General features: G+C 35.8%; 18 protein-coding genes. All 18 read left to right on the forward strand.

Features of this window, described 5'->3' with window-relative positions:
• Positions 1–8 precede the first annotated feature (8 nt).
• The 18 genes from MP478_RS06745 to MP478_RS06830 all read left to right on the forward strand — a co-directional run bounded on the left by MP478_RS06745 (position 9) and on the right by MP478_RS06830 (position 22,639).
• The gene (locus MP478_RS06745; protein WP_257199986.1) at positions 9–926 is read left to right on the forward strand and encodes a T9SS type A sorting domain-containing protein; all 918 of its coding nucleotides are present in this window, start codon (positions 9–11) and stop codon (positions 924–926) included.
• Between the two features lie 262 nt (positions 927–1,188).
• Positions 1,189–1,950, forward strand: a complete 762-nt coding sequence (locus tag MP478_RS06750) for a hypothetical protein (RefSeq protein WP_230035320.1) — start codon at positions 1,189–1,191, stop codon at positions 1,948–1,950.
• Between the two features lie 25 nt (positions 1,951–1,975).
• A complete protein-coding gene (locus MP478_RS06755) occupies positions 1,976–3,709 on the forward strand; it encodes a T9SS type A sorting domain-containing protein (protein ID WP_257199987.1) in 1,734 nt (577 codons plus the stop codon).
• Between the two features lie 266 nt (positions 3,710–3,975).
• On the forward strand, positions 3,976–4,788 hold the full coding sequence (locus MP478_RS06760; RefSeq protein ID WP_257188944.1) for a T9SS-dependent choice-of-anchor J family protein: 813 nt from the start codon (positions 3,976–3,978) through the stop codon (positions 4,786–4,788).
• A gap of 78 nt (positions 4,789–4,866) precedes the next feature.
• A complete protein-coding gene (locus MP478_RS06765; RefSeq protein WP_047494855.1) occupies positions 4,867–5,574 on the forward strand; it encodes an SDR family oxidoreductase in 708 nt (235 codons plus the stop codon).
• Between the two features lie 150 nt (positions 5,575–5,724).
• Positions 5,725–6,471 carry an electron transfer flavoprotein subunit beta/FixA family protein gene (locus MP478_RS06770; protein WP_047494853.1) on the forward strand — a complete coding sequence of 249 codons (747 nt, stop codon included), beginning with the start codon at positions 5,725–5,727 and terminating at the stop codon, positions 6,469–6,471.
• 99 nt (positions 6,472–6,570) lie between these two features.
• On the forward strand, positions 6,571–7,518 hold the full coding sequence (locus MP478_RS06775; protein WP_230035327.1) for an electron transfer flavoprotein subunit alpha/FixB family protein: 948 nt from the start codon (positions 6,571–6,573) through the stop codon (positions 7,516–7,518).
• 179 nt (positions 7,519–7,697) lie between these two features.
• Positions 7,698–8,297, forward strand: coding sequence for a bifunctional nuclease family protein (locus tag MP478_RS06780; protein ID WP_230035329.1), 600 nt, complete (start codon positions 7,698–7,700; stop codon positions 8,295–8,297).
• 21 nt (positions 8,298–8,318) lie between these two features.
• Positions 8,319–9,701, forward strand: coding sequence for a nucleoside permease (locus MP478_RS06785; protein WP_230035331.1), 1,383 nt, complete (start codon positions 8,319–8,321; stop codon positions 9,699–9,701).
• A gap of 297 nt (positions 9,702–9,998) precedes the next feature.
• A complete protein-coding gene (locus MP478_RS06790) occupies positions 9,999–10,403 on the forward strand; it encodes a hypothetical protein (RefSeq protein ID WP_257199988.1) in 405 nt (134 codons plus the stop codon).
• A complete protein-coding gene (locus MP478_RS06795; RefSeq protein WP_257199989.1) occupies positions 10,400–10,816 on the forward strand; it encodes a hypothetical protein in 417 nt (138 codons plus the stop codon). The genes MP478_RS06790 and MP478_RS06795 overlap by 4 nt, the downstream gene beginning before the upstream one ends.
• A gap of 10 nt (positions 10,817–10,826) precedes the next feature.
• Positions 10,827–12,005, forward strand: coding sequence for a thiolase family protein (locus MP478_RS06800; protein ID WP_257188941.1), 1,179 nt, complete (start codon positions 10,827–10,829; stop codon positions 12,003–12,005).
• A 106-nt stretch (positions 12,006–12,111) separates the two neighbouring features.
• Positions 12,112–13,602 carry an MFS transporter gene (locus MP478_RS06805; protein WP_230035338.1) on the forward strand — a complete coding sequence of 497 codons (1,491 nt, stop codon included), beginning with the start codon at positions 12,112–12,114 and terminating at the stop codon, positions 13,600–13,602.
• Between the two features lie 152 nt (positions 13,603–13,754).
• Positions 13,755–15,935: a T9SS type A sorting domain-containing protein gene (locus MP478_RS06810; protein WP_257199990.1), complete on the forward strand. Its 2,181-nt coding sequence runs from the start codon at positions 13,755–13,757 to the stop codon at positions 15,933–15,935.
• A 160-nt stretch (positions 15,936–16,095) separates the two neighbouring features.
• Complete coding sequence (locus tag MP478_RS06815) at positions 16,096–18,264, forward strand: T9SS type A sorting domain-containing protein (RefSeq protein ID WP_257199991.1); 2,169 nt, start codon at positions 16,096–16,098, stop codon at positions 18,262–18,264.
• A gap of 149 nt (positions 18,265–18,413) precedes the next feature.
• On the forward strand, positions 18,414–20,582 hold the full coding sequence (locus MP478_RS06820) for a T9SS type A sorting domain-containing protein (protein ID WP_257199992.1): 2,169 nt from the start codon (positions 18,414–18,416) through the stop codon (positions 20,580–20,582).
• A 190-nt stretch (positions 20,583–20,772) separates the two neighbouring features.
• Positions 20,773–21,699: a mevalonate kinase gene (locus MP478_RS06825; RefSeq protein ID WP_257199993.1), complete on the forward strand. Its 927-nt coding sequence runs from the start codon at positions 20,773–20,775 to the stop codon at positions 21,697–21,699.
• 10 nt (positions 21,700–21,709) lie between these two features.
• Entirely contained in the window at positions 21,710–22,639 is a 930-nt protein-coding gene (locus MP478_RS06830; protein ID WP_257199994.1) for a UbiA family prenyltransferase, read from the forward strand.
• Positions 22,640–22,644: the final 5 nt, after the last annotated feature.

Genomic DNA, 22,644 nt, shown 5'->3' on the forward strand with positions numbered 1-22,644 from the left:
ACTTTACTATGAAAAAATACTACTCAATCGCATGTGTCTTACTTTCAATATTTTCTTTCGCTCAGGAGTCTGTTTCCTTTGAAGATAATGAAGGTTTTTTAGCCACAAATATCCATGGACAGAATAATTGGATAAGTACTCCTACAGGAGGAAATCCAGCCCATGTTATGAACCAGGTTATCAGCCAGGATCATGCCAGTCATGGAAATGCTTCCCTGAAAATTGTCAGAGAAAATACCTATGGGACCCAATCGGAGCCTGTCATAGGAGGTTTTTATAATTTGCCGGTACCCCTTCTTTACACCAATTTTTCGGTTTCATTTGATATCAATATCTCTCAGCTTGACGGCTCTGTTTTTGGATTCCAGGGTGTTGACAGTATTGCAGAGCAATTAGTGGTGAGGCTTGATTTTGATAAAACGGGTGTGATAAAGATTTTAAATCTGGTTTCCGGCTCTTTGGAACTTGTTCCTGCTCCTGAAACCTGGTCTCCGAATACCTGGTATAGATGTAAAGTTATAGGAACGGCTTCAGATATCAGATACTATCTCAATGATACTTTAATTTATACAGGGCTGGCCGTAAGTCCGCTGAATATAGATCAGCTGCGTTTTGTGCATGATAATGCTTTAGGAACGGCTTATATTGACCAGATTAAAATCAATTCTGAAACCATTTTGGGGGTCAATGACAATAAAGTGGATTATAATATATTATCACTATATCCTAATCCAGCAACAGATTTTATAAAAATAAACACTGTGAATACATTAGAAAAAGTGGAAGTTTACGATGTTGTCGGAAAAAAGATGGATATAGGGTTACAGAATAATACAGTAGATGTAAAGCATCTTTCGCCAGGGCTTTACTTTATGAGCATACAGTCAGGAGGTAAAACCTTTACTGAGAAATTTATAAAAAAATAATACCTGATAAATCTTTGAATCAGTAAACGCTCCAATTGGAGTGTTTTTGATATATCTTATACTGTCCTTTGTTATACAATTTAATCATGTTTTATGGTAGAGAATGCACTGAAATTAAAGCTTTATCACATTTATAGAGAAAATTATAACTCCATAGTATATCAATTTTTTATTATATAATATGAAGAAATTTTTTATTTTTATGAGTTGCGTGTTAAAAATATTCTATATATTTTTATAATTAAAGAAAAAAATTAATAACATGAAAAAAACAACCGCAATTTTATGTGCACTTTTGTGTGCCAATTCTTTATTTTCTCAACAATGGACAGGTAATAACACGACTACGGATCCTATTTACAGAGGAGGTTCTGTAAGTGTAGGGACAGCTCAATCTTATGATAAATTTACTTTAGGTAAAGGAAATTTAAGAATGATAGATGGAGCTATTAAATTTGGTTATTTTTCATCAGGAGTGAACCATGATTCTTATTTTACTATACAGAATTTTAGAAGTCTAGCGGGTTCTAACGCTAATGGACTTTATATATATCCATCTCACTCCGGTTTAAATCCAATAAATGATGTTCCTTCCGAAAGCAAGGTTTTCTTTGTTTCTTCTACCTCTAAAATAGGGATGGGAACCAATACTTTGACCTGTGTAGACTGTGATAGCTATCGCTTGTTTGTAAAAGATGGGATTAAAACTGAGAAATTAAAAGTTGAAATTGCAGCTAACAACGGCTGGGCAGATTATGTCTTTGCTAAAGATTATAAACTGATGCCTTTAAAAGAATTGCAGGCCTATATTGATCATAAAGGACATCTGCCGGAAGTGCCCACTACGGAAGAAGCTATCAAAAATGGTATAGAACTTAAAGAAATGAATATTCTTCTTCTTAAAAAAGTAGAAGAACTGACCTTGTATACATTGCAACAGCAGAACCAAATGGAGAAGCAGCAAAAGTACATGGATGAGCAGAATAGACGAATTGAAATGTTGGAGAAAAATGCACGTAAATAATAGATCAACTATTTAAATATTATTTATGAAAAAGCTCTTTTTATCAATGTCTTTGGCAGTGTCACTTTTGGCATATGCTCAAGGAGAAAATAACAATTGGTATTTTGGTTATTATGTAGGAATTAATTTTTCAGGGAGTACTCCTCAGTTTGTAAATGGCAGTGCCATGAGTAATTTAAATTCATCGGCGACAGTAAGCGATAGTAGCGGAAATTTGTTGTTTTATAGTGATGGGAATGAGGTCTGGAACAGGGAGCATCAGATGATGCCTAACGGGCTTATTGAGCATAGTGGGCCTCAGCTTGCTACTGTAAAGCATCCTACAAATCCTAATTTATATTATATTTTTGCAGCAACCTGGATGTATACTGGTATAATCCGGTATTCAGTAGTCGATATGTCTTTAGGTGGTTTAGGATCAAATGGGCAGCCTTTGGGTGATGTCGTGCAGAATCTTATAAAAGTTCCTGTTTTAGATGGCCAGGGAAATGAAATTAATGATGCGAGAGCAGTAACAGTTGTTCCACACGCAGATGGTAATTCTTATTGGGTTTTAGTAACTAATGGGAAGAAATTATACGCCTATCGCCTAAGCAGCTCAGGATTAAGTACAACACCTGTGGTGAATGATTTAGGTACTTCAGGTTTTTTTACCGGTTATGACGGAATTTCTATGAAGGCCTCTCCTGAGATAAAGACTTCATGTAATTATTCACACTTTATATGTATAAACAATTCCAATCCCGGTACAAAAGAAAACGAAGGAATGGTGCGCTCTTTTGATAATTTTTCAGGATTGTTAACTACAGATTACAATTTGTCTATTGCCGGAATAGATGCTTTTAATGCCGAATTCAATCAATATGCTAATATACTGTACGTGAGTGGTTATTATGGAGTTGGGAATACTACTACCTTCTATGCTGTAGACCTGCTCAATTCTACGAATTCCAATGTGTTATACACGCCAATTTATAACGGAATGTGGGGAACAAATGGTTTAGGTTATCCCAGTACTATCCAAAGGAACTCAAAAGGAGATATTTATTTTCATATGGTTGGCTATAATGCAGGACGCAGCCTGAGCCAAATAGTAAATCCCGATGTTTATGGGCAAAGCTCAATTAATCTTAATGTCCTGAATTATCCTAGTGGTATGATTTATGTGGGAGCTTCCAACAGCTTTCCTCAATTACTTCCTACACTTTCAAAAAGAACGGGTACTTGTGTTACGTCATATGATTTAACTACTGCAGAGGTGCATAATATACCTTATACCTATCATGCAAGTAATACCATTACTACACAGCTCAATTATAAAGTGAATTCAACTCAGAATATTACTATGAAGGCCGGGAATAGTATTAATCTTCTTCCTAATACTTATATAGAGAACGGAGCTCAATATGTAGCGGGAATAGAAGATTGCAGATGCTCGGGAGGTGAGGTTGAGGCAAAAAGTCAAAACCTAAAAGATAATATGCGTCTGAATTTAAGGAATATACAATCCGATAAAACAGATGGTAAGAAAGAGCTTATCACAAAAGTGAAGTTATTCCCGAATCCTGCCTCGGATATTCTAAATATTATCACTTCTTCGGATATTAAAAATGTTTCTGTTTTAGATATATCAGGAAGAGTAATCAATGTAAAGCTAGACGGCAATAAGATTGATATAAAGAATTTGCCGTCAGGAAATTATATTCTTAGCATAGAAACAAAAGAAGGAAAAACCAGTCAGAAGTTTATTAAAAAATAATACCTGATAAACCTTCCTATTAGTAAACGCTCCAATTGGGGCGTTTTTTTGTTGAAAATCAATTATGAAAAGTATAAGTACTCTTTTGTTAAACCAAATTATTCAAAAGGCACAAGTGAATTTATTAATTAATTTATTATTTTTTATGGAATTTAATAAGTAATTGATATGGTTTTTGGTTTTTTATTGATTGTTTTATAAACTTTCTCATTTTAAATTTGGAATAGAATATAGGTGTACTTAAACTTGTTGTAAAATAAAAAATTATGATGAGAAAAATTTTACTATTGAGTGCATTTCTAGGTTTAACTTTATTAAATGCACAGACAGTCGTGTTTCAAGAAACGTTTGATACCGCTGCTGGATGGACCGTAATTGATAGAGACGGGGATACAAGGAACTGGGGGCTTTATACAGGAAGTGCAACTTCTGATGGCTGGGGATTTTCTGGGAATGTTGCAGGTTCAGCATCGTGGTTACCAGCACCTGTGGGAGCATTGACTCCTGATAATTTATTAATTTCACCAGCAATAACACTTCCTGCAACTGGGACTTTATCATTGAGTTTTCTAGTAGGATCTTCTGATTCTCAGGCTTTTGCAGAACATTACGCAGCTTATGTGTTGCCAAGTAGTGCTACAGCATTTACAGGTACTGAAACTCCTTTGATTGAAGGAACTGTAACAGCGGGTAGAACAGCAATAGCTAAAACGGCAACGATTCCTAGTAATCTGGCTGGCCAGAGTGTAAAACTCTATGTTAGACATTTTAATACTAATGATCAAAACCTTTTGATAGTAGACAATATTAAAATTACGCAAACAGGAACACTAGGCACTGCTGAAAATAAGATATCTAAGGTTGAGACCTCTCTATATCCTAATCCTGTATCCGATGTTCTTACGATTAAATCTAAAGAAAAAGTAAACAAAGTGGAAGTTTATGATATCAGCGGAAGAAAAGTAGTTGCAGATCTAGACGGAGATAAAGTAAATGTAAGAAACCTGAATGCAGGAAGCTATATCATTAATATTGAAACGAAAGAGGGCAAAACGACAGAGAAATTTATAAAAAAATAATACCTGATAAATCTTAGTATCAGTGAACGCTCCAATTGGAGCGTTTTTGTTATTTTAGAGCATTAAATTTTTTATGCTATGTCAGAAAATAAAACAGCTTATATAACAGGAGGAACTAAAGGAATAGGCTTTGGGATTGCGAAAATATTGCTGGAAAATGGTATCTCGGTGGCATTTTCAGGAAGAAAAAGAGATGATGTTCTGAAAGCTGAAGAAGAGCTTAAGCAGTATTCTGAAAATGTGTTAGGGATTGTTTCTGATGTAAGGAGCCTTGAAAGCGAACAGGAAGCTATACAATATACTTTGGAAAAATTCGGAAGACTGGATTTTGTTATTGCCAATGCCGGATTAGGTATTTTTAAGCCTGTAGACGAGCTGACAGCTGAAGAATGGAATGATATGATAGAAACCAACCTTACCGGTGTTTTCTATACCCTAAAAGCTTCTGTTGAAGAACTGAAAAAGACAGAAGGTTATTATATTACCATTTCAAGTTTAGCGGGAGCTAACTTTTTTGAGAATGGAACAGGCTATAATGCTTCAAAATTTGGAGTCGTAGGATTTACCCAGGCAGCAATGATTGATTTAAGAAAATATAATATTAAATCTACCGTCATTATGCCCGGATCTGTGGCCACTCATTTTAACGGAAATACACCATCAGAAAAAGACAGCTGGAAGATTCAGCCTGAAGATATGGGAAATCTTATATTGGATATTTTAAAGATGAATCCTAGGGTTTTGCCTAGTAAAATAGAGTTTAGAGCAACAAAACCAGGAAAGTAAATACTTCTAATGTATTGAATAATAATTTAGTAAGTATTATGCATGCATAATATATTTTTTATTTATATTAGCAAAAATTAATTCAAACAAAATCTCTGCATAAACCGTTGTTGGTTTTGTGCATAAAAGGGAAAAAATAAAATAGTACACATGAAAATATTAGTTTGTATTAGTAGTGTTCCGGATACTACTTCGAAGATTAACTTTACAGCAGATAAATCTGCTTTCGACAAAAACGGAATTCAGTGGGTAATTAACCCTTTAGATGAATTTGCGTTAACAAAAGCGGTTAAGCTTCAGGAATCTCAAGGAGCTACTGTAACTGTAATTAACGTAGGAGACGCTGCTACAGAACCGGTAATCAGAAAAGCTCTGGCGATTGGTGCAAATGATGCTGTAAGAGTAAACCTTGATCCTAAAGACAGCTATTCTACAGCGAAAGAAATCGCTGCTGTAGCTCAAAACGGAGGATATGACCTTATCCTTTGCGGGAAAGAATCTATCGACTATAACGGTGGTTCAGTTCCGGGAATGGTTGCTCAATTGCTCAACCAGCCTTTCGTTAACGCGTCAGTAGGATTAGACGTTAATGGAAGCGAAGCAACTGCTATAAGAGAAATTGAAGGTGGAAAAGAAACTATTTCTGTAAAACTACCGGCAATTATTGCAGGTCAGAAAGGATTAGTAGATGAAAAAGACCTTATTATTCCAAATATGAGAGGAATCATGTCTGCAAGAACAAAACCTTTACAGGTAGTAGAACCTACTTCTTCTGAAGTGAAAGTTCAGGGAGTATCTTATGATAGCGTTCCTCCAAGAGCTGCTGTAAAAATGGTTTCTCCGGACAATTTAGATGAATTGGTAAGATTACTTCACGAAGAAGCTAAGGTAATCTAAAAATTGGGATATGGAAATCAGAAGCAGAAGATACCCAATCTTATCTCTGAATCCAATCTTTTAATCCTTTAATTTTTTAATCTTTAAATTATTTTAAAAATGGCAGTATTCGTATACGCAGAAAATATAAACGGAGTTTACAAAAAAGCAGCTTTTGAAGCAGTTTCTTATGCTAAAGCTGTTGCTGATAAAGCTGGCGATACAGTGACAGCAATCACCGTGAACCCTACCGATTCTTCAGATTTATTATACAAATATGGAGCATCTAATGTAATCAATATCAAAGACGAAGGTCTTAAGAGCTTTTCAGCAAAAGCATATGCTCAGGCTGTAAGTGAAGTATTAGACGGAAACATTATCGTTTTCCCTCATACTACCGATGCTTCTTCAATTGCTCCAATGCTTGCAGTAATGAAGAACTATTCTTTACTTACTAACGCTTTGGAAGCCCCTGAAAGCCTTTCGCCTTTCCAGGTAAAAAGAAAAGCATTCTCAGGAAAAGGATTTATGCATGCAAAGGCTGAAGGAAACGGAGTTATTGTTACTGTTTCCCAAAACGCTTTCGGAGTAAAAGAAAATGCAGTATCCGGTTCAGAAGAAGTGAAGAACCTTTCAGTAGCTAATGAAGATACTAAAGTGATCTCTCACGAGCAGAGTTCAGGAAAATTAGACCTTAAAGAAGCAGAAGTTGTAGTTTCTGCGGGAAGAGGTATGAAAGGACCTGAGAACTGGGGGATGATTGAAGAACTGGCTAATGTTTTAGGAGCTGCTACAGCATGTTCTAAGCCTGTTTCTGATATCGGATGGAGACCTCACACAGAGCACGTAGGACAAACAGGTAAAGCTATTGCACCTAATCTTTACATTGCCGTAGGGATTTCGGGAGCTATCCAGCACCTGGCGGGAGTAAACTCTTCAAAAACTATTGTTGTCATCAACAGTGATGCTGAAGCACCTTTCTTCAAGTCTGCAGACTATGGAGTAGTAGGAGACGCTTTCCAGATTATCCCTGCATTAACAGAGAAAATCAAAGCAATAAAAGGATAAAAATGAATGGAAAATAAACCAGTGAGCTCTGCTTGTTAATGTTAATATTCACTTGCAAAGTAAACCTGACTATTGACCATTGATTGTCATACACAATACAATAAAAGCTCGGCTTCCGGGCTTTTATTTTTGTGTGAAAAAGTAAAATCACAATAAAAAATTAATCTATATTTGTAGCTATGGATTATAAGCAGCTAATTATTCGCGGAATATCGTATAGTCAGACCCAATCGGGGGCTTACGCATTGTTATTGGAGCATGAAGAAACACACATAAAATTACCTGTTGTTATAGGAAATTTCGAAGCCCAGTCCATTTCTTTAGGACTGGAGAAAGATATTCATCCGCCACGTCCTCTTACCCATGACTTATTCACAAAATTTATAGTTTCTGCCAATTATGAATTGGTTTCTGTTATTATTTATCAAATTGTAGACGGTGTTTTCTTTTCAAACATCAACTTTAAAAGTAAAACTACCGAGGAAGAATTAATCCTCGATGCCAGAACTTCTGATGCTGTTGCAATGGCAGTAAGATTTGATGCGCCTATTTTTACGACCCAACAGGTCTTAAATGAAGCCGGAATTTTACTGGAACTGGAAGATGTAGCAAAAGAAGAGCAGGGCTTTTCAGAAACTGTGCAGAATGAAGACAATTTAACATCTCTTTCTATGGAGGAGCTTCAGAAATTATTGGAGGATGCCGTTAGAGAAGAAGATTATGATACTGCTCTTGAGATTCAGGAAGAAATTAAGAGGAGGAAAAAGAAAATTGATTAAAAGAGATACTTTATATAAACTATGAATTTAAAATTACGACTGACCATCCTCAGCTTTCTCCAGTTTTTTGTCTGGGGAGCATGGCTGATTACGATGGCTAACTTCTGGTTTGGCACAAAACATTGGGAAGGAACACAGTTTGGAGCTGTCTTCGGAACAATGGGAATTGCTTCCATATTTATGCCTACCATTACTGGGATTATTGCTGACCGTTGGGTAAACGCCGAGCGTATTTTCTCAGTTTTGCATATCCTTTACGGGGCTATTCTTTTCATTTTGCCACATTCTGCTGACCCTAATTCTTTCTTTTCGGTGATGCTCGTGGCAATGTGTTTTTATATGCCTACCATTGCCCTTGCCAACTCTATTTCCTACACTATCCTTAAAAACAATAATTTGGATGTAGTAAAAGATTTTCCACCAATCCGTGTATGGGGAACTATTGGTTTTATTGTGGCTATGTGGATTACAAACCTTACCGGGAATAAAGCAACCGAAGGACAGTTTTATATCGGGGGAGCAATAGCAATCGTCTTAGGAATCTATGCCCTTACGTTACCAAAATGTCCCCCACAAAAATTAATAGACAAAACAGCTCCGTTATCTGAGCAATTAGGGCTTAATGCATTTAAGCTGTTTGGAAACTATAAAATGGCATTGTTCTTTTTATTTTCAATGCTTTTGGGAGCAGCGCTTCAGCTGACCAATGCATATGGGGACGTCTTTTTAAGTGAATTTGCCCACTTTCCAAAATATGCAGATTCATTTGTAGTACAAAGGTCTACCATTATTATGTCTATTTCCCAGGTTTCAGAAACCCTGTTTATTTTGGCAATACCTTTCTTTCTGAAAAAATTTGGAATTAAGAAAGTAATGTTGATGTCTATGCTGGCGTGGGTATTAAGATTTGGATTCTTTGCATACGGTGTTCCGGATGGCTATGGATTATCATTAATCATTCTTTCCTGTATTGTATACGGGATGGCTTTTGACTTCTTTAATATTTCAGGATCTCTTTTTGTGGAGACTACTACAGATAAGAATATCCGTTCTTCAGCTCAGGGGTTATTTATGATGATGACCAATGGTTTTGGAGCTGTTTTTGGAAGCTATATTGCAGGATGGGCTATAGATAAGTTCTTTACCCATAAGTTTACCACTGCTACAGATCTTTCTGCGTACTTAGATACAACAGCAGATAATCCTACTTTCTTAGAGATTTTAAAAACAAGTTTTAATGCGGTAGTGAATGCTGATGGAACTCTTTCTTCAGTGGTCATGGTGAAAGACTGGCAGCAGATATGGCTTTCTTTTGCTATTTATTCCCTGGTTCTTGCTGTGTTCTTTGCCATTCTGTTTAGACATAAGCACAATCCGGAAGATCTGTCTTCAATAAAGCATTAATTCAATTAATCATAAAAATAAAAAATTGCGCTTTTGTCATGAAAGTGCAATTTTTTATTATGGACCTTTTAGGTAATAAGTTTAGTCTCCATAAATTGCAAATGGGGGCATAAAAAACAGATGATAAATCATAATTTGAATTTTTGTATTTGTTAATATATGCCTTATTTATTTGTGAAATCAATATTTTTGATAAGGATTATTTGTTATTAATTATTGTTTTTATATGAATGTTCTGTTTTTGAAATACATCATTTGGAAATGTGTTTTTTTTCGTATTTTGGCACTTTAGTAAATATGAAAAACATTCAGTTATTAGGACTATTATTAGTGGTTATAGGAAGCTTTTTACCTTTGGTACATGTACCTATTATCGGAAATTGGAACTATTGGAAACTTGACCATTATTTAGCCATTACATGTTGGCTTTTGGCAGCATGTGCTGTCTTTGGAATCGTAAATAACAATACGAAAATCGTAAGATTTTTTGGTATTCTGCTGATCCTATTTTTTATATTCACATTGATAGCAGTAAAAATGCAGTCGTTGGATTATTTCAGCTTTTTACCTTTTAAATCATGGAGAGAAACCTTTGCAGGAGTAGTAAAACTGAAATGGGGCTGGATAGTAGAGTTTCTGGGAGCTTTACTAATGATTGCCGGAGGAAGCAATAAAAAAGTAAATAATAGAACACAGATATGAGACTTTTAAAATTTTTTCCGGTAATGATGGTATTACTGGGTGTTTCGCAGGTTAAAGCTCAGAGGTTTGAACTGAAAAAACCGGATAACCCGGCCAGATGTTCCAGTATAAAAGAAGGAAGATTTGTTCGCGTAGATTATCCTGCCGGAATTTGGAATATGACCATTAAAGATAATGTTCAAACGGAATATTTTAATAATGGAAAAGACTATATAAAATCATCGCTTGTTTTTTTGAATGACTGTAGTTATAAAGCCATAGTCATAGAGAAAACAGCTCTAAATGATCGCATAAAGGTGGGTGATGTCTTCAGCAATACCATTACGAAGACTCAGGACAACTATTTACAAATACAGACACGTATCGGGAACTCTCAGATAGAGCTGATATATGCAAAAGCAAAATCAAAATAAAATTATACACATGAAAGAAGTATTCATTGTTTCCGCAGTAAGAACTCCGATGGGGAGTTTTATGGGAAGCTTATCAACCGTTCCGGCTACAAAGCTGGGAGCCGCTGCCGTAAAAGGGGCATTAGATAAAATTGGTCTTGATCCTGATAATGTTCAGGAAATCTATATGGGGAATGTACTGCAGGCAGGAGAAGGTCAGGCACCGGCTCGTCAGGTAGCTATTGGAGCAGGTCTTTCAGTACATACACCTTCTACTACTGTAAATAAAGTTTGTGCTTCAGGAATGAAAGCTGTAACAATGGCTGCACAGGCTATTAAAGCAGGTGATGCAGAGGTAATTGTTGCAGGTGGTATGGAGAATATGTCCTTAGTACCTCATTACTATAATGCAAGAGTCGCTGCAAAACTGGGTGATATCAAAATGCTCGATGGTATGGTCCTGGACGGTCTTACAGACGTATACAATAAAGTACACATGGGAGTATGTGCAGAAAAATGCGCTGCTGACTATAATATTACAAGAGAAGAACAGGATAATTTTGCGGTGGAATCTTATAAAAGATCAGCTAAAGCCTGGAGCGAAGGAAAATTCAATGAAGAAATCGTACCGGTTTCTATTCCTCAGAGAAAAGGAGAACCTGTCATCTTTGCAGAAGATGAAGAATATAAAGCGGTAAACTTCGACAGAATTTCAACGCTTCCTACTGTATTCAAGAAAGAAGATGGGACGGTAACAGCAGCGAATGCTTCTACACTTAATGATGGGGCTTCGGCTTTAATTCTTGTTTCTAAAGAGAAAATGGAAGAATTGGGGCTTACACCTTTAGCAAAAATCGTTTCTTATGCTGATGCAGCACATGAGCCTGAAAACTTTACAACAGCTCCTTCAAAAGCATTACCTATTGCTCTTAAGAAAGCAGGATTGGAAGTTTCAGATATTGATTTTTTCGAATTTAATGAAGCTTTCTCTGTAGTAGGGCTGGCTAACAATAAAATTTTAGGACTAGATGCTTCTAAAGTAAATGTAAATGGTGGTGCTGTTGCACTGGGACACCCACTGGGAAGTTCTGGTTCAAGAATTATCGTTACATTGATCAACGTATTGAAGCAAAATAATGCAAAATATGGTGCCGCAGCTATCTGTAATGGTGGTGGTGGTGCTTCTGCAATCGTGATTGAGAATATCTAATATTCTGTCTGATAATACATTACCATTAAGGAATGGATAATTTTTTTAAAAACTTATTCATTTCTTAATGGTTTTTCTATTTTTGTGCTACTAATATTTAACTGAAATGTCTGAAACTGAGAATCGACAGCCTAAAAACATAAAAAATAATCCGAAGATTATGAAAGCCTGGGCAGTATATGACTGGGCGAATTCTGTATACTCTCTGGTTATTACCTCTACTATTTTTCCTATATATTATTCTATTCTTACCACTGCGTATGAAAAGAAGGAATATGTAACGGAAACAAAAAAATGGATTGATGTTCCGGTAAGGCACATGATCAAAATTTTTGGAGAAGAATATCAACCGGATGCCGTGTATGGATACTCTTTAACAATATCATTTTTTGTAGTGGTATTGCTTTCTCCATTTTTATCTTCATTAGCAGATACCATTGGAAATAAAAAATCATTCCTGCAGTTCTTCTGCTATCTTGGGGCTACCTCATGTATGGGATTAGCTATGTTTACAGGAATGCACAACGTATTTCTGGGCCTTCTTTTCAGTATAACCGCCAGTATAGGGTTCTGGGGAAGTTTGGTCTTCTATAACTCATTTCTGCCGGATATTGCCACACAAGATAAACAGGATGCCCTTTCTGCAAAAGGATATGTGTATGGGTATCTTGGTTCCGTAGTTTTGGTGGTAATTTGTTTAATACTGATCCAGGTTTTTGCAAAAGGGGCAGCTCAACAATTATTATTTACTAGAATAAGCTTCTTGCTGACCGGAGCATGGTGGTTTGGTTTTTCTCAGTACACGTTCAAACATCTTCCTCAATTTGGAGATGTGAAAGATAAATTACCTAAAGACCTTGTCTTGTTAAACTATAAAAATATCTTTAAAAAGCATGAAGAGCAGGGAGGTTTTTTCGAGGTATTAAAAGACAATATGAGCTTTTATAAAGATATTGCCAAAGAAAGTTTTCATGAATTGTTTAAAGTGGGGGGAGTCCTTTTTAAAGACAGAAACCTTAAATTCTTTTTATCAAGTTTCTTCTTTTACAGCGTAGGGATGCAGACCATTTTCCTGATGGCAACTTTATTTGGGAAAAGCGAAATCAACCTGGCACAGGATAAATTGATCGGTACACTGTTGGTGATTCAGATTGAAGCTATTATAGGAGCTGTAATATTCTCAAGGCTATCCAAAAGAATTGGTAATAAAAATGTAATTTCCATTGCTATCGTATTATGGATAGTAGCCTGTTTGTGGGCCTATTTCCTAAATAAAGAAAATCCTACAGTGGAATATCAGTTCTATGGTGTTGCCGCAGTAGTAGGATTGGTAATGGGTGGTCTTCAGGCTATGTCCAGATCTACCTACTCAAAACTGCTTCCGGTAGACTCTATGGAGAATACCACTTATTTCAGCTTTTATGATGTGTTGGAGAAAATTGCGATTATTATCGGTACATTTATCTTTGCGACTCTTATTGAGCATTTCAATAATATGCGTATCGCTGCTCTATCAATGACCGTTTTTTTTGGAGCAGGACTCGTATTGATACGATTCTTGAAGGTTAAAATGCGAACAGACAGAGATACTTTATAAAAACATAAAAGACGTTAATTTTAACGTCTTTTTTCTATATAATTTAATTTACTGCATACTATATTTTAGAATATTATTAGAAATTAGTATTTATTTTTCACTATGTTTTGATTTTTTTGTTTATTTGCTGAGTGAATAAAATTATCAAAATCATGAAAAAATTTCTATTGATTTGCTTTATGCAATGTTTTGTTTTGGGGTTTTCCCAGAAATTAAAACCGGTTGCCCAGAAAATTTCGGAATATCATAATGGTAGGATAGAGTCTAAAACGTATGACTTGTTTGAAGTTAATAACAGCACTGATAAGCTGGCAGAATACAGAAAATCTGCAACAGACATTAGCGTTATTTCCCTAAAATCTTCCGAGCTGAAAAGACTCGTTAATGAGAAACCCGAATTTATTGAAATTACATTTCCTTTTGCCGAAGGACGGCAGATTACCGTAGAAATGTATAAAAATCAGATTTTTACCAACAGTTTCAAAGTGGTTACCAATACTGGGAAAACAGTCAGTTATACGCCGGGGGTTTATTATCAGGGAATAGTAAAAGGAAATAATAATTCCATTGTAGCCTTTAGTTTTTTTAATAATGATATTGTAGGAGTAGCTTCTACACCGGAATTGGGAAATATAGTTGTTGGAAAAGCTAAAAATTCTGAAGATTTTGTAAGTTATTCAGACTCTAAATTGACAGGAGTAAATCCTTTTATCTGTGGTGTTGATGAATTGAAAGAAAATAATGACCAAAAAATATCATACGATCCGAACGCCAATAAAAATACAACATTAACTCAAAACTGTGTAAGAGTCTATTATGAAGTATGTTTTAAGCCCTATCAGAATAATGGTTCCAACACCACAACTGTTACGAACTGGCTTACGGCAATTCATAATAATATTGCTACACTTTATACCAATGATGATATAAAAACAGCTCTGAGTGAGATTTATATCTGGACTACTCAGGATCCTTATACAGGAAGCCCAAGCAGTAATTTAAATAAATTTTCAGCGGCCAGGCAAACTTTTAACGGCGATCTTGCCCATTTAATCAATACGCCAAGTACCACAAGTATTGCCTACCTTAATTCTCTGTGTAAAACCTACGCACATGCTTATTCCGGGATTTCCCAGACCTATAACAATGTACCGGTATATTCATGGACTATCCAGGCAATGACTCATGAAATGGGACACGGCCTAGGATCTCCACATACTCATGCCTGCGCGTGGAATGGAAATAATACTCCCATTGACTGGTGTGGCCCCACAGCAATGCCTTCTATTATAAACAGCGAAGGACTTACGTGTACCAGTAATGTTCTGCCTCCATCAGGTACCATTATGAGCTATTGCCATCTGATGTCAAATATTGGGATTAATTTCAGTAATGGCTTTGGTGTTCAGCCGGCAGCTTTAATAAGAAGTACAATAGACTCCAAGCCGTGTCTTGGTACCAATTGTACAACATCATGTGTTCCAAGTATTTCTTCTATAGCACCCACTTCTACTACACAAAATTCTGCCAATATGTTCATTACGGATGCTATATCTTCATCATGGAAATATAAAGTTTCTAAATTGGATGGAACTAATGTGACTACAGGAAATACAAATTCTCCTTCGTTCAGTATTGCAAATCTGCAGCCGGGAACATACTACAAAGTTGACGCTGTGGGTCCATGTGCTAATGAAACCTATTATCAAAAATCTGGTCTGGTTCTTACAGATGCAGATTGGTGTGGAGGAGTACTGTTTACAGATACAGGCGGTTCTGCCGGAAGTTATAAAAATAATGAAGAATTGATAAAGACATTTTATCCTGCTTCAGGTTCTTCTATGACGATGACATTTACAGCATTTGATCTTGAAGAGGATTATGATTTTATGTATGTATATAATGGACCTTCTACAACTTCACCATTATTTGCCAATGGAAATAATCTGACAGGAAATACCGTTCCCGGCCCGTTTACATCAACAGATCCTTCCGGTGCTATAACCGTAAAATTTGTTTCAGATGCAGGAGTTACCGCAAATGGCTGGAATGTGAATTTTTCCTGTAATGTTTTAGGCGTGGAAGACCTTAACACCAAGAATAATTCAATAAACATCTATCCGAATCCTGCAAAAAATATGGTGACCATTTCATCTGATGAAACATTAAAATCTTACAAAATTTTTGATGAAGCAGGAAGGTTAGTAACTTCAGCTTCCTCCCTAAAAGGCAATAGAACGGAAGTCAATCTTTCTTCCATGCAGACAGGAAACTACGTAATCAGTATTGAGACTGAAAAGCAAACGGTGAATAAGAAACTGATAAAACAATGATAGAGCTAGCCCTTAATAATAAATAGGAATAAGCACAATAAGATATATAAAACCCATAGTAGAATTATTTTTGCTATGGGTTTTTATATATCTGCTATTCATTATTTATAATTGTTGTGATAACTGGACATTTATTTATATTTTTAACAAAAAATTAATAATGATTAAGAAAATTCTAATGTTTACTGTGTTGTTTTGGAATTTTTTCAGTTTTGCTCAGGAAATTAAACCCGTAGCCAGAAAAATCCATGAATATGAGAAATTAAACTACCGTGCTCCAAGGTATGGCTTATTTGATGTGAAAAACCTTGATAATCTGGTTGATCTAAAGAAAATAGCACCGGATGCTACGGTTTTTAACCTGAATGTACCCAAGCTAATGAGATTGCTTGTCGAAAGTCCCGAATTTCTTGAAGTATCTTTTCCTTTTGACGGAGACAAAGAAATTACCGTTCAGCTGTATAAAAAGCAGATTTTCACAGCAGATTTTAAAGTAAAAACCAAAAAAGATGAATTCGTACCTTATCATCCTGGGATTTATTATCGTGGCATTGTAAAAGGGGATGATCAGTCTGTTGTAGCCTTCAGCTTTTTTGATAATGATGTGGTAGGAATTATTTCGACACCAACGTTGGGAAACATCGTCCTGGGAAAGATGAAGAATTCAAGCGATTTCGTAAGTTATTCAGAATCTAAGCTGACTGTACAAAACAGTTTTATCTGTGGAGCAGATGAATTGAAGGAAAACAAAATTCAAAAAACGCTACCTGATCCCGGACAGCTTACAAGAAGGACGATGACAGATAATTGTGTACGGGTATTTTACGAAGTAGGTTATAAACCCTATCAAAGCAATGGTTCCAATATAAACGCTACCATTAACTGGATGACCGCTATTCATAATAGTGTTGAAACCATTTATTTTAATGATGATATTAAAGTCTCTTTAAGTGAAATGTATGTATGGACAACGCCGGATCCTTATACAGGTGGGAGTGATGCTAACTTGGCTATGTTCAAAAGTAACAGGCCGATTTTTAATGGGGATATTGCAAATTTAATCATTTCGCCCCCAAGCTCAGGAGTAGCTTATCTCAACTCATTGTGTACTGATCTGAAATATTGCTTTTCTCCTGTTCAGGTAAACTATGACCAGTTTCCAATGTATTCCTGGACGATCTTCGTAACCACCCACGAAATGGGACATGGATTAGGCTCTCCTCATACCCATGCCTGTGCGTGGAATGGTAATAATACAGCTATTGACGGTTGTGGAGCTGCATCTGGATCTCAGGGAAGTGTATGTCCTGGATCGCTTCCGGGACCTGGGGGAGGTACTATTATGAGCTACTGCCACTTAGTGTCCGGTGTCGGAATCAATTTTGCGAACGGATTTGGGCAGCAGCCAGCCGAGTTAATAAGGAATACGATTAATTCAAAAGCCTGTTTGGGGACGAACTGTATTTCTCCATGTGAAACCACCATATTGGATCTCAGTATTACAGATATAACACAAAATACAGCAAGTATTTTTATTATTGACGGAACTTCCATATCTTGGAAGTACAGACTTTCTAAAGTAGATGGAACCATTGTACAGTCAGGAACTACTACTTCAAACAGTTTTAATTTAAATAATCTAGATCCGAATACCTATTATAATTTATATATTGGAACAGACTGTTCCGGTTCGTCTGCTTTCCAAAAACATAGAACATTTTTAACAGATGGAGACTGGTGTGCAGGGGTACGGTTTACAGATTCAGGAGGTGCTTCAGAAAGATATTCTAATAAAGAGAAACTGACTAAAACTTTTTACCCACTTTCCAATTCCAAACTAACATTGGTTTTTAGCGAATTTAATTTAGAAAGCTTTAAGGACTATATGTATGTGTATAATGGACCTTCGGCAGGTTCGCCATTGTTTTCTAACGGAAACAACCTTACAGGCTCTCTTATTCCCGGGCCATTTGTATCTACAGATCCTAGCGGCGCTATTACAGTGGAATTTTTCTCTGATGATACAGGTACAGCCAATGGATGGAATGCCGGATTTTTATGTAAGTTTTTAGGAGTGGAGGATGTAGATGTGAAGGATCATACCATTTCAATCTATCCAAATCCGGCAAAAACAATGATTATCATCTCATCAAAAGAAAATTTAAAATCCTATAAAATTTTTGATGAAGCGGGAAGGTTAGTAACTTCGGCATCTTCTCTGAAAGGTAATAAAACAGAAATAAATCTTTCTTCCATACTAACAGGAAATTATATAATTAGTATTGAGACTGAAAAGCAAACGATAAATAAAAAGCTTATAAAGCAATAATATAACGGGTTCTCCTATGATAAAATAATAGCTAAACCACAGTGGAATTATTTTTACTGTGGTTTTTATACATTGTTGATTTTTATTCTTCTTTATGTATATGCAGTGATATGTGTGTATTTATTTATATTTTTAACAAAAAATTAATAATGATTAAGAAAATTCTAATGTTTACTGTGTTGTTTTGGAATTTTTTCAGTTTTGCTCAGGAAATTAAACCCGTAGCCAGAAAAATCCATGAATATGAGAAATTAAACTACCGTGCTCCAAGGTATGGCTTATTTGATGTGAAAAACCTTGATAATCTGGTTGATCTAAAGAAAATAGCACCGGATGCTACGGTTTTTAACCTGAATGTACCCAAGCTAATGAGATTGCTTGTCGAAAGTCCCGAATTTCTTGAAGTATCTTTTCCTTTTGACGGAGACAAAGAAATTACCGTTCAGCTGTATAAAAAGCAGATTTTCACAGCAGATTTTAAAGTAAAAACCAAAAAAGATGAATTCGTACCTTATCATCCTGGGATTTATTATCGTGGCATTGTAAAAGGGGATGATCAGTCTGTTGTAGCCTTCAGCTTTTTTGATAATGATGTGGTAGGAATTATTTCGACACCAACGTTGGGAAACATCGTCCTGGGAAAGATGAAGAATTCAAGCGATTTCGTAAGTTATTCAGAATCTAAGCTGACTGTACAAAACAGTTTTATCTGTGGAGCAGATGAATTGAAGGAAAACAAAATTCAAAAAACGCTACCTGATCCCGGACAGCTTACAAGAAGGACGATGACAGATAATTGTGTACGGGTATTTTACGAAGTAGGTTATAAACCCTATCAAAGCAATGGTTCCAATATAAACGCTACCATTAACTGGATGACCGCTATTCATAATAGTGTTGAAACCATTTATTTTAATGATGATATTAAAGTCTCTTTAAGTGAAATGTATGTATGGACAACGCCGGATCCTTATACAGGCAATTATGATCCAGATTTGGGAGTATTCAGAAATGGCAGGCCTTATTTTAATGGTGATATTGCCCAGCTGGTGACCTCACCTACAGCTACCGGATATGCCTACATCAATTCTCTATGTTCAGATTTGAAATATTGTTACGCACCGGTTCAAATCAATTATCAGCAGTTTCCAATGTATTCCTGGACGGTCAACGTAACGACCCACGAAATGGGGCATGGACTAGGATCTCAGCATACCCATGCCTGCGTTTGGAATGGTAATAATACAGCCATTGATGGCTGTGGAACTCAAAGTGGAAATCAGGGAAATGCATGTGCTGGGCCAATTCCGGGATCTGGAGGAGGTACTATAATGAGCTACTGCCACTTGATGGCCGGAGTGGGAATCAATTTTGCCAATGGATTTGGACCACAGCCAGCTGAGTTCATAAGGAATACAATTAATTCAAAAGCTTGCCTGGGTACCAACTGTACCTCTTCCTGTGAAATTACTGTGTTGGATGTAAGTATTACCGACACAACACAGAATTCAGCAAGTGCCTTTATTATAGATGGATTTTCGTCATCATGGAAATATAGACTCTCTAAAATGGACGGAACTATTGTGCAGTCAGGAACTGTTAATTCCAATAGCTTTAATTTAAGCAACCTGGATCCTAATACCTATTATAATTTATCCATTGGAAGCGAATGTTCAGGTTCGTCAGCCTACCAAAAATACAGAACATTTTTAACAGACGGAGACTGGTGTTCAGGGATACGATTTACAGATTCGGGTGGTGCTTCAGGAAGATATTCTAATAATGAAAAGCTTACCAAAACTTTTTATCCACTGTCCAACTCCAAACTAACCTTGGTTTTTAACGAATTTAATTTGGAAAATTTTAAGGACTATATGTATGTGTATAATGGACCTTCAGCAGGTTCTCCACTGTTTCCAAACGGAAATAACCTTACAGGGACTTTACCTCCGGGACCATTTGTATCTACAGATCCTACCGGTGCGATTACAGTTGAATTTTTCTCTAATGAATCGGGCACAGGTAATGGATGGAATGCCGGATTCCTATGTAAATTTTTAGGCGTGGAAGATATAGAGGTGAAGGATAATACCATCTCAATCTATCCAAACCCGGCAAAAACAATGATCATCATCTCATCAAAAGAAAATTTAAAATCTTACAAAATTTTTGATGAAGCTGGAAGGTTAGTAACTTCAGCTTCTTCTTTGAAAGGCAACAAAACGGAAATCAATCTTTCTTCTATACAGACAGGAAACTATGTAATCAGTATAGAGACCGAAAAACAAACGGTGAATAAGAAATTGATAAAACAATAAACTTAAAAATATGATGCAAAAGCCTGATCTGATCAGGCTTTTTTGCTGTGTTTATAACAACATCTTTTCTTTATGAGAATGATGGAAAACGGAAAGCCAGCCTTCAGCCTTAAATAAATTTGAATTCGGTCCAAGTTTTGCTTATATTCAGCAGAATAATTTTAACTTTGCAAAAAGATTTATTGTCAAAATGACGAACCCTCTATTTTATGCAAAAATAATCCTGTTTGGAGAATATGGAATGATTGAAGATTCCCAGGGGCTTGTAGTACCTTACAGCTTCTATAAAGGAACTTTAAAATTTTCAGATTTGAGCTCTGAATTTGAGCTTAAGTCAAACAGACATCTGCAAAAATATGCTGATTACCTTACCGTGCTTAATCTTTCTGATGACTTTAAGTTAGATATCGGAAGCTTTAAGACTGATATTTTAAACGGACTTTTCTTTGATTCCAATATTCCTCAGGGATATGGAGTGGGAAGTTCAGGAGCTCTGGTAGCAGCTATTTTTGAAAAATATTCAATCAGTAAGCTGAATGCTGATAGCATCTCGAAAGATAATCTTAAAAAATTAAAAGCTGTTTTCGGAGAAATGGAAAGCTATTTCCATGGTAAAAGTTCAGGAATGGACCCGTTAATCTGCTATATGAATCTGCCTATTCTGATTGAAAATAAAGAAAATTTAGATAGGGTATCAATTCCGGACGGAGAAGAAGGTAAGGGAGCTATTTTCCTTATTGATTCCGGAATAACAGGTGAAACCGGGCCCATGATCCAGATTTTCTTTGAAAAAATGAAAACGGAAGGTTTCCGTAAAACATTAAAAGAAGAGTTTATCCGTTACAATAACGCTTGTATAGAATCTTTCCTTAAAAAAGATATGAATCCGTTCTTTAGAAATTTAAAGAAACTTTCTCATTGGGCATACGAACATTTCCGTCCTATGATTCCTGAAAGTATTTTTAATATCTGGAAAAAAGGGCTGGATTCTAATGCCTATTACCTTAAACTCTGCGGAAGCGGCGGCGGTGGTTATATTTTAGGATTTACCAAAGACTATGAGAAAGCAGAAAAAATGCTTGATGGTTTCCAAAAAGAAGTGATTTACAGATTTTAAACAGGTTGGAATGAATTCTGAAAAAGAAACTTTCCAATCTGAAAATTATATCTCTAAATCTTTATTTTATAGATTTTCACAATTCGTGGGCTTTATGCTCGGAGCTCGCTTTTTTGTAGCTGCCCTGCTGACATTTGCACTCTATGTTTCCACTTTTTTTCTCTTCAATCAGGATGAAACATTCAGAAATTTTGTATTCGATTTTAAAGTTCATGGCATTATTTTCTGTACGGTCCTTACCATTTTAGCCGGTGGAATTATCAACCAGTTTTATGATCTGGAGAAAGACCATATCGTAAAACCTTTCAGAACCAGAATTCAGAGTTTTATTAAGCAGAAGTACTTTTTATACGCTTATCTGGTATTAAGTATTATTTCCCTGGGAGTAGCCTGGATGATTTCCCATAATGTTTTCTTTTTTTTTCTTGTTTACCAGTTTTTTATGTGGTTTTACAGCCATAAACTGAGTAGAATACTGATCCTCAACAATCTCACTTTTGTAAGCCTTACTTTATATCCTTTCTTTGGAATGATGGTATATTATGCAACTTTTTCCAGAAAAGTAATTCTGATGGCTGTGTTTCTTTTCCTGATCCTTCTTTGTATTGATATTGTAAAAGACACCCTTACCAGGAGTGTAGACAAAGCATTCGGGTACGTCACAATTCCCAACTATTTTAAGACTAAAAATACAAAAACCATCCTTATCTCACTGCTTCTGATCACGATGGCTGTTTCAATGAAAATTATTACCAAAACCGGGATAACTGGTTTTATGGCTTATTATTTTGCCAGCGGATTACTTGTAATGATCATTTGTATTTATCTACTTTTAAATTCTTCAAGAAGAAGTAACTTCTTTACAATTAATATATTACGTTTTTGGGTTTTTGTAGGAATTATTGCAATGCTTTTGAATGGAATTGAAAGTAAATTATAAAAAAA

Origin of the sequence: Chryseobacterium sp. WG14 (genome assembly GCF_024586945.1) — a bacterium.
Lineage (GTDB): Bacteria > Bacteroidota > Bacteroidia > Flavobacteriales > Weeksellaceae > Chryseobacterium.